Origin of the sequence: Cohnella endophytica, assembly GCF_003628305.1 — a bacterium.
Classification (GTDB): Bacteria; Bacillota; Bacilli; order Paenibacillales; family Paenibacillaceae; genus Cohnella; species Cohnella endophytica.
Map to the genome: position 1 here is coordinate 1 of NZ_RBZM01000006.1, position 12,936 is coordinate 12,936.

At 48.9% G+C, this 12,936-nt stretch carries 10 protein-coding genes; 8 read left to right on the plus strand and 2 right to left on the minus strand.

The genetic code is table 11. The annotated features are described in order from the left end of the window. Positions 1-189 precede the first annotated feature (189 nt). Positions 190-1,137 (minus strand): RluA family pseudouridine synthase, encoded by a 948-nt coding sequence (locus D7Z26_RS14085; RefSeq protein WP_120977625.1) that lies wholly within the window; start codon positions 1,135-1,137, stop codon positions 190-192. A 49-nt stretch (positions 1,138-1,186) separates the two neighbouring features. Continuing rightward, positions 1,187-2,263: a CAP domain-containing protein gene (locus D7Z26_RS14090; RefSeq protein ID WP_120977626.1), complete on the minus strand. Its 1,077-nt coding sequence runs from the start codon at positions 2,261-2,263 to the stop codon at positions 1,187-1,189. Between the two features lie 150 nt (positions 2,264-2,413). Here D7Z26_RS14090 and D7Z26_RS14095 point away from each other — a divergent pair, with 150 nt between their 5' ends. From D7Z26_RS14095 to D7Z26_RS14130, 8 genes are all read left to right on the plus strand, one after another. Continuing rightward, the gene (locus D7Z26_RS14095; protein WP_120977627.1) at positions 2,414-3,142 is read left to right on the plus strand and encodes a hypothetical protein; all 729 of its coding nucleotides are present in this window, start codon (positions 2,414-2,416) and stop codon (positions 3,140-3,142) included. Positions 3,143-3,176: 34 nt separating this feature from the next. Next, entirely contained in the window at positions 3,177-3,581 is a 405-nt protein-coding gene (locus D7Z26_RS14100) for a GntR family transcriptional regulator (protein WP_120977628.1), read from the plus strand. Continuing rightward, complete coding sequence (locus D7Z26_RS14105) at positions 3,581-4,501, plus strand: ATP-binding cassette domain-containing protein (RefSeq protein ID WP_120977629.1); 921 nt, start codon at positions 3,581-3,583, stop codon at positions 4,499-4,501. The genes D7Z26_RS14100 and D7Z26_RS14105 overlap by 1 nt, the downstream gene beginning before the upstream one ends. Continuing rightward, positions 4,498-5,403, plus strand: coding sequence for an ABC transporter ATP-binding protein (locus D7Z26_RS14110; protein ID WP_120977630.1), 906 nt, complete (start codon positions 4,498-4,500; stop codon positions 5,401-5,403). The genes D7Z26_RS14105 and D7Z26_RS14110 overlap by 4 nt, the downstream gene beginning before the upstream one ends. Further along, complete coding sequence (locus D7Z26_RS14115; RefSeq protein WP_120977631.1) at positions 5,396-6,673, plus strand: ABC transporter permease; 1,278 nt, start codon at positions 5,396-5,398, stop codon at positions 6,671-6,673. Before D7Z26_RS14110 ends, D7Z26_RS14115 begins: the two co-directional genes overlap by 8 nt. Positions 6,674-7,275: 602 nt before the next feature. Then, positions 7,276-9,912 (plus strand): galactose-binding domain-containing protein, encoded by a 2,637-nt coding sequence (locus D7Z26_RS27480; RefSeq protein WP_199731710.1) that lies wholly within the window; start codon positions 7,276-7,278, stop codon positions 9,910-9,912. Positions 9,913-10,072: 160 nt separating this feature from the next. Beyond that, entirely contained in the window at positions 10,073-11,080 is a 1,008-nt protein-coding gene (locus D7Z26_RS14125) for a LacI family DNA-binding transcriptional regulator (protein ID WP_158602309.1), read from the plus strand. A 200-nt stretch (positions 11,081-11,280) separates the two neighbouring features. Beyond that, positions 11,281-12,867, plus strand: coding sequence for an ABC transporter substrate-binding protein (locus D7Z26_RS14130; RefSeq protein ID WP_120977633.1), 1,587 nt, complete (start codon positions 11,281-11,283; stop codon positions 12,865-12,867). Positions 12,868-12,936 lie beyond the last annotated feature (69 nt).

Below are 12,936 nucleotides of genomic sequence, written 5' to 3' on the forward strand. Positions count from 1 at the left end.
CGAGTCGTCGATGATGCGTGTGTAGTCAGGTGAAACCTGATTGCAGGATGTCGAGTCGTCGATGATGTGTGTGTAGTCAGGTGAAACCTGAGTACATTGCGACAAACCGTATACATAACAAAACGCCCCGCGTAAGGCAAGAGATCCAAACTCTCTCCTCGTCCTCGCGGGGTGTTTTTTTACGTTCGTTTAAGCCTTAGGTTCCTCGCGGAATTGGCTAAGGAAAGGCTTTGGTACGTCCGTCTCGAACCGCATAAGCTTGCCCGTTACGGGATGCTCGAAGGCGAGCACTCGAGCATGCAGGCCGAGGCGGGAAAACGGCTTCGTCTTCGAGCCGTATTTCTTGTCGTTGGCGATCGGATGGCCCAGATCCTGCATGTGGACGCGGATTTGATTTTTACGTCCGGTTTCCAGATCGACTTCGAGCAAGGAGTAGTTGCGGCTGGCGCGCAGCACCTTATAATGGGTTACCGCATGCTGGCCGTCGTTCGGCGTGAAGCTCGAGTACATCTTGAGCGTGGAAGTTTCCTTGAGCCACGAAGTAATCGTGCCTTGGGTTTTCTTGACCATCCCTTCGACTAGCGCGACGTAGGTGCGTTCCTTCACGACGTCCTTCCAATTGTCTTGCATCTGCTGCTGAACTTTCTCGCTCTTGGCGAACATCATCAGACCCGAGGTGTCGCGATCCAATCGGTGCAGGACGAAAATCCGGTTAGACGGATTCGCGATCCTTACATGCGCCGTAAGTTGGCGGTAAGCGGTCAGCTCGGTTTCCTGCTCGGTCGCGATGGAAAGCAGGCCGGCATCTTTGTTCACGACGATGACCGCGTCATCTTCGTAGACGATCTTAAGGCCGACGAGCGGGGGAGCTACGGTCGTACGATCCTTGCGGACAGTGACGACTTGGCCTGGCTTCAGCGGATGGTTGTACAGCTTCTCTACCCGGTCGTCTACGGATATTTGTCCGTGGGCGAGCAGGGATTTGACGGAATTCCGTCCTTGCGGGGCGAGCTTGTCCAGGAGGAAAACGAGTAACTCTCCCGGTTCCGTTACCTTGAATGTCTTCGGAGGCGTGCTCGTGCCGCCTCTGTTAAAAGCCCCGCCACGCGGGCGGGGCGATGAATGGCCTTTTCTCATCGGAAACTATCGTTCCTTTCGCATACGCTCGCTATTGCACCATTATAACCTATTTAGCGGCGCTCACGAAATTAACGTTATAAGAGACGATCCGGCTTTTCCCGTCAATCCCCTGAAGCCCGGTCACGGTAACCGTATAACGGTCGCCCGCCTTGTATTCCTTCACCCCGTCCGGGCGAAAAATCAAGGCCGAACCCGAGCCGTAGCCGTTGTTTTCCACGTTGAAGTAAGCTCCGGTTTCCGTAACCTTGCGGTTTTTCAAGCCGAGGCTCCACATCTTGTTATCGCTTAATCTCTTCATATAGACCGTCACGTTCTTGTCGACGGGTTTCTTGAATTTCTGCATGTTCAAGCTGATCGACCAAGCATACGAAGGAGCGAACACCTCCGTCGGGAAAGCTCCTTGCGCGGGATAGGCGACGTAGTTATAGTCCACCTTCTTTTTCCGGCTCTGATCGAACACTTGCAGGGCGGAATACGTCCAATCTTCCGCGCCTTCCGCCATCCCGATGCCGATGTTCTGCAATTGCGGATTCAATAGCCATCTGCGATGGCCGAGCACCGGGAGATTGCCCTTATCGGAATCTTCCATATAAGCGTCGATAGAACGAGGGATAATCGGATCGTCATAGCCGAACGATGCGTAGATGTTGGCGCTGGAAGTGGACGCCAAACCTTTGTCGTAGAACGCTTGGGGCATCTCCGCCGGCTTCGGGGGCTTATGGCTGAAGTTGCCTTCCGAGGCGAGCAGCACGGAGCCGTACTGAGCTTGGGTATTCAGAACGGAGGAGGAGACGATATCGTAAGGCAAACCGCTAAGGAAGCGGTAGAAGTTAACGGCGTTTACGCCCTCTTGAATCCGACTCGTTTTCAAGGAACCCGGTGAATAAGTACCGGAAGCTTGAGGAACGACGACGTAAGGTTGATCATCATCCAAGGAAGGCTGCATAAGCTTCTTCCATTGGGCGGCGATTTCCAGAGCCGTATGAACGGGGAGTCCGCTGCTTACTGTCGAGGGAGTCGCAACCGCAGCAGCGGCGATAGCCTGGGGACTCGCGGTATAGCCGGACAGGGGGCATATGGTCAGAGTAAATGCGATTGCGAAAGAGATTCGCTTAAGGTTCATGTTGTCAGCTCGCTTTCGAAAAAGATACCTATACCCTGTATATCGGCTGCAAGAAAATTTTTCCTGTGGGCTTGACGACCTATTCCTGCATCCTGTATAGTGTGTATAACAATATACACACATGAACACTGTGTGCGAGGGGAGACGGCCATGGACCGGAAGCAAGGTAGAAGGTATATCGGAGCTTACTTGTGGAAACGCGAACGACACGGCATCGTTTTCACGTTTCTGTTCGCCCTCTATATCGGAGCGGTGTTGAGTCTTAGCATTAACGATCTCGTCGGAGGCGACGAGGCTCCGCAATATTACCATGGAATGATCGATTGGATTTACGTCACGATGTTGCCGGTATTCGGCACGGTCATGAACAAATCAGCCTTCGGGATGTGGAGAGACGACTTCTATTCGAAAAGGCTCGCCCACTGGCGCACGATGCCGATCCCGATCGCGTCCATCGTTCAGATCAGATACTTGCAAGTCGGTTGCTCGTTGCCGATCATCGGAGCTTGCTTTTTTTTCCTTCAATACGTCGTCTCCCCTCATTTGCGCGAAGCGGTAACGCCTTTGCAATGGGGCGCATGCGGATTGGCATGGCTCGTTTATGCCTTCGCCGTTAACTCGTTGTTCGTCTGGCTGGAACTCGGCTTCGACGGGAAACGATACGTAATCGGTTATCTCGGGTATATGGCACTTATGGCGGCCGTCTGTGCGTTGCTCGCTTGGCAAAAGGTGTACGTGTTCGAAAGCGTGTTGAAGCTCGTGAACGACGGTTACGTATGGCAATTGTTCCTGGTTACGACGGTTGCGGCATCAATCGCGACAGGGGCGGGTTATCGGACGACGGTCAAGCGAATTCGATCAAGGTCGCTGGCTTTGTAACGATACCTGATAGATATAGAAATGAGGTGAGCTTGTGTGGCTGCCGATACGCATAGACGAACAACGTCCCGAGCCTCTTTACCATCAGATTGAAGTGCAGCTTCGCGGGCTCATCCTCGGCGGGCAACTGCAGGAAGGGACGATGCTGCCATCGATTCGGGAGTTGGCCGTAGGTTTGAAATGCAGCGCGATTACGATTCGGAGAGTGTATCAGGATTTGGAGAACGAAGGGCTGATCCGAACCCGTCAGGGAACGGGGACGTTCGTGGCCGGCGTCGAGACGTCCGTTCGCGATGAGCACCGACTGGAACGCGCGAGCGAAGAGTTAGAGCGCGCATTGGAAGCGGGGTTGCAGCTGCACTGCACGTTCGATGAGTTGGAAGGCCTGTTTCGGGACTTGATCCGCAGGAAAAAGGATAGTAAGGAGGGCTCCTCTTAATGACGACGAATGTGACGGAAGCGGCAATCTCATGGCGCGGGGTTAAGCTGCGCAACGAGCAGTTCACGCTCGGCCCATTGGACATCGAGATTCCTCGCGGCATGGTGACCGCGATCGTCGGGCCGAACGGATCGGGGAAAAGCACCTTGTTCCGGTCGCTTCTGGGGTTGGAGCCGATTCGCGAAGGAGAGGCCACCGCTCTCGGAGTTAGGCTGAACGGATGCGAGGACGAGAGCTACAAAAGGGAAGTCGGCTTCTTGCCCGAGAATCCTTACGGGCACGAGAACTCGCTGACGGCGGACGAGAAAGCGAAGTTCGCGTCCGGCCTGTATCCGAATTGGGATTGGGAGAAATACCGCAAGCTGTTAAGGCATTTCGACGTGGACGGCAGCGTAAAGTTGTCTAAGATGTCCAAGGGGATGCGACGGAAAGCGGAACTCTCGATCGCGATGTCGCACGACCCCGAGTTGTTGCTCTTGGATGAACCGTCCTCCGGACTCGACCCATTCGCCTGGAAGACGATGCTGGAAGAGCTCCAGCGCTACATGGAGCCGGGAGACCGGACGCTCGTGCTGGCTACCCATATCCTGGAGGAAATCAGACGACTCGCGGACTATATTCTTTTCCTCTATCGCGGGAAAGTACTCGGATTATACGAGAAGGATCGTTTGCTGGACGATTGGCGCACGTTGGTCGTACAGCTGAGCGCTTCGGGGCCAGGCATCGAGAAGTTAGATGCAACTCCCGGTCTGCAAGGGCTGACGGAAGCGGGACCCGGCCTATACCGGCTGGAAGTCGATAGCCCCGAGCAAGGGGAGCAGTACTGCCGCGCTTGCGGATTCCAGGTGCTAGGCATTCAGCGCATGGAACTGGAAGATATATTAAGCTGTTTGATTCGGAAGGAGGAAGCTAGACGATGAAAGCATTGCAGGTGGAACGCATTATTAAGAACTTTGGGGACAAAACGGCCGTGAACGGCCTAAGCTTCGAGGTGTCGCAGGGCGAGATTTACGGATTACTGGGTGCCAACGGCGCTGGCAAGACGACGACGATGCGGATGATTCTTGGACTTATTTTGCCCGATGAGGGAGATATCCGTTACGCGGGAAAAGCTTATTCTAACGAGCAACTTAGCATGCTAGGCTACTTGCCGGAGGAACGCGGCATGTATCCGAAAATCAAGGTCAGCGATCAGATCATCTACTTGGCGCAGCTTCGCGGAATGTCGCGCAAGGATGCCGACCAGAATCTGAAACGGTGGCTGGATAAGTTCCAGGTACCCGAATATTACAACAAGAAGGTCGAAGAGCTGTCCAAAGGGAATCAGCAGAAAATCCAGTTCATCGCAGCAGTTATCCATAATCCTCGGGTTCTGATTTTGGACGAAGCGTTCAGCGGTCTCGACCCTGTTAACGTGGAGTTGCTGAAATCGACGGTCAAGGAGCTTCGCGACGGGGGAACGAGCATCGTATTCTCCACCCATCGGATGGAACACGTCGAGGAGCTATGCCGCAACATCACGATCATGCACAAATCGAATCCGGTTCTTCAAGGGCCGATCAAAGAGATTAAGAAGAAATTTCCTCAGGAGAGGGTCGTCGTCGCTTCCGAAGGCGATATCTCCGGTCTCGAAAATGTGGCCGGCGTAGTGAACGTGTTGCGGCATGAGCACGGAGGATACGAACTGAAGGTGGACGATCCACAAGCGGGGCAGCGTATTTTGCAGCATGCTTTGGCTCAAGGACCGATAAAGCGTTTCGAAGTATTGGAACCGACGCTGAACGAAATCTTCATTAAGACGGTAGGTGAGAACCATGAATAACAGCTTATGGACGGTGTTGGGATTTACGGTCCGCAATAAACTCCGCAGCAAAGCTTTTATTATTCTGACGGTTATTCTGGCCGTGCTGCTCGTCGTCGTGGGGAACCTCCCCTACTTGATCGATAAGCTCGGCGGCGGAGACAAGGCGACGAAGGTCGGTTATGCGGAAGGCCAACAGCCGGCGATCGTTCAAGGGTTGAAGGATTATTACGCGCATCTGCCCGAGCCGGCCGTCGAGCTCATAGCCGTGAAGGGCTCGGAGCAACAATTGAAGGATGCTCTGGAAAAAGGAGATATTAGCGGATATTTGGCATTCGATGAACCGTCCGAAATCCCGGCGGGTTATTTCCCGAAAGCGACCTATAGCTCGAAGAGCGCTTTCTCGGGCGGAACCTCTTCCTCGTTGACGGCCGCGCTTCAGAAGATCAAGACCGATAAAATCATCAAGGATGCCGGGATGACCGAAGAGCAGAAGCGGCAGCTATCCACTCCGGTTTCCCTCGCAACCCAGAAAGTCAGCTTCTCCAACGAGAAAGGCAAGACGGAAGAGGAGCAAGGCATGGCGATCGGTCTGACTTACGTCATGATCATTCTCTTGTTCATGTCCGTCATGATCAGCGGACAATTGATCGCGACCGAGATTACGGCGGAGAAGAGCTCCCGCGTCATGGAGATTATCGTCACGAGCGTCTCCCCGCTGAAGCAGATGTGGGGCAAGATCCTGGGCACGTTCATCGTAGCCATGCTCCAGCTAGTCATTCTGGTCGGCGCGCTCGTCATCAACCTTCTGAGTCCGCAGAACAAAGATTCGCTCGATAAATTAGGCATCGACTTAAGCTCGATCGATCCGACTCTGGTCGTCTACGCGATTGGCTTCTACTTGGCGGGATTTTTCCTATACGCGACTTTGTTCGCCGCCGTCGGCTCGATCGTTAGCCGCACCGAGGATCTCGGCCAAGCGGTGCTTCCGATCACCATGCTCACCCTCGTCGGCTTCTACGTCGCGATGTTCGGTCTTACGCATCCGGACCACATCTTGATCCAAGTGTGCCAATACGTTCCGTTCTTCGCGCCGTTCCTCATGTTCCTGAGAATCGGCTTGTCCGAACCGGCTTGGTGGGAGATCGTCTTGTCGGTCGGCATTCTATTCGTATCGATTCTGGCGATCGGCTGGCTGTCGGCGAAAATCTATCGCGTCGGCGTGCTAATGTACGGCAAACGTCCTTCGGTGAAAGAGATCGTTAAGGCTATGAGAGCTTATAAGGTTTAGGCGGTTCCTCCGCAGACTCATTGTTCTCTGATTGCATGGGTAACGTCTATAAATGAGACAAATGGTGGGACATGTTTGAGATAAAATGAAAAGTCTTGATTGCCAACAATGTTGGTATATCAAGACTTTTTGCTCTTTTTATACACAATTTTTAGGTGTTAGTCAAATGTGTTTAAATAAGATTGCACCAGATTGGCACACCATTGTTGCTATTGGTAAAAGCATTGATTTTTGAAAGCGAATACATTAAACTTAAATAATGATTAACCGCTTTACTTAATATAACTAAATGCGTTAAGTCTTTCTGAAGACTACTTTGGCAATGAGGTGATATATAAGCGGCTCTCCTAATTTTCCGGTTGATTTCACAATTCAAAGGACGGCGGAAGCTACACGACTGTAAAGACGGTGACGAATCAAGCCAATCCTGCAGATTTTCCTGTAGAATATAATTTTGCTGCAACTACAGGCAGATATGTCAGAATTCTGGTTACCAAGCTGAGAACTCCGGCTCTAGGCGAATCCAGTAGCTACCGCCTGCAACTCGAAGAGATTTCAAGCGATTCAATATTCCTATTAAATACTAACGAGGAGGAGTTTATTTGCGATATTTAAGAACCTTAATTCTAGTGCTTGGTATAAGCTTGATGCTTGGTATAAGCGCATCCTTGGCCATGGCCTCATCCTCACAAACAGCTAACATAGGTATAACCAGCTCTACCGGGTGGGATATATTCACTCCAAACAGCTCATTGAGTGCGGATTACCGTTACGGTCCTTCATTTATTGTGAATGCCGATGCAAGCATCGACATGTGGTCGTGTTCGCCAGGCAGTACAACGAATAATTACCCTTGGGACTACCTGCGTTATACGCGCTCGACCGATGGCGGACATACCTGGTCGGCAGATCAGCTTGTCAGCTTGCCGACTGCAGGCTCTATGGACGCGCTTTCTACGTGTGATCCTGGAATCATTAAGTTTGGCGGCTATTATTATCTGGCTTATGACTCTACAACCAATCGCGGCGGGGTGAACAACCAGATATACGTTGCCCGCTCAAGCAATCCCAATGGACCCTTTGATAAATGGAACGGAACCGGGTGGGGAGGAGAGACACAGAAGCCGCAGCCTTTTATTGCTTATGACGGCAGCCCGTTGGTTTATGGTGCAGGAGGAGTTTCGTTTGTGGTAAATGGAACTACACTCTATATTTATTATACCTGGGTCGATAATAATATGAATCAGACTAGATTGGCAACGGCTTCGACAACCGATGCCAATTGGCCGGGAAGCGTATCTCTTCAAGGCGTTGTACTTAATAAGGGACCGGGTGAAGATCATACCGATATTAAATATGTGGACTCGCTTGGTAAATTCGTAGCCCTTACGACTAATCAATGGGGGAGCGCCAATTCCTACTTGAATATGTATAGTTCAACCGATGGATATACGTTTACGAAAGAATACCAAATGAATGGCGATCCTGTTGCGAAGGCGAGCAATAGCGGTTTAAGCGGAGATGCCAGCGGGCATATTAAGGCAGCCGATCAAAAATTTCTTAGCTATGCAGTGGGTGATCCAACGAATTATCATTGGACGACCCGGTTGTCGCCCATTAGCTTTGCATCATTAAACAGCGGTTATGTTAAAGATGATTTCCAGGCGGGGCTAGGCAATTGGACGACTTATGGGGGGGCATGGACGGTAAGCGGAGGCGAGCTTGTGCAGAGCTCAACGGCGGCTGATCCCGGTTACGCGGCAGCGTCCAATTACGTGTTCGGCGATGCAACCTATGAGACTGATCTCCAAATAACAGCGGCCCCGGATACGGGGAACTGGGCCGGCATTCAGCTCGGTAAAACAATTGCGAATGATACCTGGAGCGCTAGCGGTTATCTTGTATTTTTGCGGGCGAATGGTAATTTGGGCTTGTATAAAGCGGGAACAGGTCAGGTGGTCAGCGATACAGCGACTGGATACAATCCGATGACCGGCAGGGTTCATTTAAAAGTCGTAAAAAGCGGAGATAATATTAAGGTGTTTGTCGGAACGGCAACAACCCCGCAAATCAATTATACGGATAGCGGTGTACCTTTCACTAGCGGTTTTTTTGGAGTCGTGACTAAATTGGTGGGTGCGCACTTCGATAATTTGACGGCTCAGAATAATATTGTCGAGGATTTTCAGACGAGCGCTGCGAATTGGACAGCGAGTGCAGGAACTTGGGCAGTTTCTAGCGGCGTGTATAGACAATCGAATACGGCTTCAGATCCGGGCTATAGCACCTATAATAAAGCGATTTATGGGGATAGTGTCATTGAAGCCGATTTAAAAATCAACAGTGTGTCGGCAGGCGGTTGGGTCGGTGTAAGCTTTGGGCAATCAAATATAGGGGATGCTTATTATACAAGCGGATATATGGTTTTTGTAGATGCCAGTGGCAATGTCTCTATGTATAAAGGAGGCATAGGAGGTAAGGTTGCGTACGTTCCTCAACCAACAGGCGTGAACCCGCTAAACTGGTTTCATCTCAAAATCGTAAAAAGCGGCAAAAACATTCAAGTTTTCGTGGGCAATGTTTCATCCCCTCAGCTTTATTATAACGACCCTGCGGATACACCGGTTTTCGGGAGCGGTTATGCCGGAGTTGTAAATGTCAAAAGTGATGCCAGCTTTGATAATTTCACGATCGATACGCAAAAATCCCCTGGAGGGACAACTGGCATGGGAGCATCGGATCTGCCCAATGTTGCACTTGGCAAAACAGTAACCTCTAACGATTCGTTGGTTCTAACAGATTGGGGACTTAACAAATTAACAGATAACATTGAAGCACCTGCATTTGGTTCCTACGGCTACACAAGTAGCGCGTATGGTTCAAATAATGTAAGCAGCAGCCCGATTTATTTGGAGGTCGATTTGGGCTCCAATCAAAGATTGATTGACATAAAGCTGTTTCCGAGAATTTATGTAGCTGCAGTGGGCGGAGGATCACCCAATTACCCGGTTGATTTTACGATACAGGTAAAACCGGATGGTGGAAGCTACAGTACGGTTAAAACAATTACAAACGGAGCCAATCCGGCCGATTTCCCAGTTGAATATTACATTACCCCAACAACAGCAAGATATGTCAGAATTGTCGTGACCAAGCTAGGCACGCCCTCGGTGGATGATCCAGGCAGTTATCGCTTACAGCTGGAAGAAATTCAAGTCATTCAGCATTTTGCAGATTAAGCTTGATGTTTTCACAAATAACCTAGCTGGCTGCAAGCTGGGTTATTTGTGGTAGGCTCATAATGGATTAATTGTAATCGTTTATGTAAGGAGTTAGTTGCCATTTTCCAATATAAATGGTATCTTAATTATTAGTAAAGCGGTTTAGGAGATGTGGATGATGGTTAAAATGCGTGATGTAGCAAGAGAAGCCGGCGTATCTGAAGCAGCGGTATCTTTTGCTATTAATGGCACGGGTTCTTTATCCGAGGAAACAAGGCAAAGCATACTAAGTGTAGTCAAACGACTTAATTATAAACCAAACTCTACAGCTCGGAAATTGGCTACTAAGAAAACAAACACCATTGGGCTTATTATTCCTAAGCCTGGTCAGGAATTTGTTGATTTTGTAGGGATGGATATTATAAGTGGCATCGGCAAAGTAGCCAGCGACAGAGGCTACAATATTCTGTTGGCGTGGGAAGACGAAATGGGCAGTTCCAAGGTATTGGAGCTTGTGGAGAATGGTTCTGTCGGAGGCTTGACTTTTTTTCTTCCGCTAAATGACCAGAAAACGTTTCAACATTTGAATGATATGAATTTCCCTTATGTTCTGATGAGCCGTGCTCCAAGTGGGTTGCCGTGCAACTGGGTCGATGTCGACAATGTAGATGCGTCCTATCAGGCAACACTCTTATTGATTAAAGCAGGTCATAGGCGCATTGCATTCATCGGCCCAGGCCCAACGGATTTATTAGTGAGCTCGGATCGGCATACAGGGTATCGCCAAGCTTTGCTCAACTATAATATACCTTATGATGAATCAATCGTCTTTCTGGGATTAGGCAATATTGAAAGCGGCAGGCTTGCTACCGAGGGCTTTATGGCTCTTTCTGAACCGCCTACGGCACTAATTACAGGCTCAAGCATGCCTGCAATGGGTGTAATTGAAAAAATAAAAGAGCTGGGGTTAGAGGTTCCTAAGGATCTGGTCATAATTACTTTTGATAATTCATATATCTCAGAAAACTATGGAATAACGGCAATTGATATTCCTACCCATGAGATTGCTCAACAATCCGCAAATCTCTTATTTAAGAAGATTCCAATTACGCACAGAACAGAACCGGAGAATATAGTAATTAAACATAAGTTGGTAGTGCGGAATACGTTTACACCTCTGGAATGAAGCCTTAAGCCTAGATGAAAGCTGTCCTATGAAAAATGGGGCAGCTTTTTTAATTTCCCTAAACAAAGCATTGACAAATGAAAGCGGTTCCCATAAACTTAAATTAAATAAACCGCTTAACTAAATTTATTCAAGGAGGCATGCAAATTAAACGATAGCGGTTTAAAATAGCAAATTAAATATATTTAAGGGGATGTAGTATGAAAAGAAAAATTGGAATATTTGTGATAGCGGCTATACTTGCGATTTCCATGGTTGGATGTAATAAAGCAACGAAGGACTCTGTCCCTTCTTCTTCTTCTTCTGTAGCACCTGCAACTAATGCAGCGGAAACATCGAAGCCCGCCGAGAAGAAAGAAACCAAAACGGTTGTGCTTGCAACCATATCGGGCTACTACAGCACTGCGTTGAAGGAAGCCGCCGAAGCCTATACCAAGCTTCACCCTGAAACGAAAGTAAAGATTGATATTATTAAAGATAATGCAGCCTATAAAACTAATTTTGATGCCAAGATGGCAGCAGGCGGAGATAATGCCCCGGATATTGTTCATACGAACCTGGTTGTTCAGCCCGATCCAACCGAATATATCAATAAAGGTTGGTTATTGAAGCTAAATGACTTTGTGAATGAGCCGAATCCATATAATGACGGAAAGACGGTTTTTGAAGGAATTGATCCGGCTTACCATCAAAATTCTTACGATAACAATGGCAATGTGGCTAACGTCCCATTTGATCTAGTCGGAACCGGCTTTTACTATAATAAAGATATTTTTGACAAGCTTGGCCTAGAAGCTCCGCAAACATGGGAAGATTTATTGGCGGACAGCCAGAAGCTTAAGGATGCAGGCTATATTCCGTTAGCCATGCCGTACCAGTCATCTGAAAGCTGGATGCATACCGCCTTTATTGACTGGAGTGCTCAATCCGTTTACCCTGAGCTGTTAATCTTGCCAGGGGACGCTCGTTATGATGAGAAAGTCGATAGCAAGAATACGTCGATTAAATATTCGGCGGATAACCCGATGTTTGATTTCGGTGCCGTGTATGACCCTGAAAAAGTGCTAAATGTGATTAAAGACAAAAAGTATGACAATCAAGGGCCAGCTGAGAAAAAATGGTGGACCACACTAAAGGATTTATCGCAATTCTATGAACCAGGTTATGCGACAATGGATGACAATTCCGTATATTCCTTGTTTATTTCGCAAAAAGCGGCAATGTTCTGGAGCGGAAGCTGGCAGGTGGGTACCTTGCTTGTAGATCAGCAGAAGCTTAAGGATAAATCATTTAAATGGGGGACCTTTAAATTTCCGAAATTTGCGGCAGAGGATCCATTGTTCCCTGGCAGTCCTCGAGGTATCTTGGTACCAGGCCATACGCTAGGGATAACAGCGAAAAAAGACCAAGAGCAGGTTGAACGCACGAAAGATTTTATGAAATACCTGTACTCCAAAGATGTAGCTCAGAAAATATTCGAACGTACGCTTGAGGTTGGAGAATTTGTACAAGGGCCAAGCTTGGTGCTGGGTGTTGAATTGCCTGCTGCCGTGAATGATTACTTAACAGGCTTCAAGGTTGCCGGAAATATGTCCTACGCGTTGACTAATATTTCAGAGGGTGTTTCCGATGACAAGCCAGCTTCGGATGCCAATCGCCTTGATTTCTATCAAGGAAAATTAACGGTTGAGAAATTCCTCGAGAATAAAGCAAAGTTCGCTCAAAAGCTTGCAGATAAGCAAATTGCTGAGAACAAATATGATCTGGATCCAAAAACAAATCCATAAATAACTAATGGGGTAGGTTATAGTTTAAGCCTGCCCCTTCAGGCTTGGTAAAAACAAATGCATTTAACG

Excerpts from the sequence above, each read along its gene's own strand:
- D7Z26_RS14085 (WP_120977625.1), bottom strand. The coding sequence starts at position 1,137 with ATGAGAAAAGGCCATTCATCGCCCCGCCCGCGTGGCGGGGCTTTTAAC.
- D7Z26_RS14130 (WP_120977633.1), top strand. The coding sequence starts at position 11,281 with ATGAAAAGAAAAATTGGAATATTTGTGATAGCGGCTATACTTGCGATT.
- D7Z26_RS14125 (WP_158602309.1), top strand. The coding sequence starts at position 10,073 with ATGGTTAAAATGCGTGATGTAGCAAGAGAAGCCGGCGTATCTGAAGCA.
- D7Z26_RS14105 (WP_120977629.1), top strand. The coding sequence starts at position 3,581 with ATGACGACGAATGTGACGGAAGCGGCAATCTCATGGCGCGGGGTTAAG.
- D7Z26_RS14115 (WP_120977631.1), top strand. The coding sequence starts at position 5,396 with ATGAATAACAGCTTATGGACGGTGTTGGGATTTACGGTCCGCAATAAA.
- D7Z26_RS14110 (WP_120977630.1), top strand. The coding sequence starts at position 4,498 with ATGAAAGCATTGCAGGTGGAACGCATTATTAAGAACTTTGGGGACAAA.
- D7Z26_RS14090 (WP_120977626.1), bottom strand. The coding sequence starts at position 2,263 with ATGAACCTTAAGCGAATCTCTTTCGCAATCGCATTTACTCTGACCATA.
- D7Z26_RS14095 (WP_120977627.1), top strand. The coding sequence starts at position 2,414 with ATGGACCGGAAGCAAGGTAGAAGGTATATCGGAGCTTACTTGTGGAAA.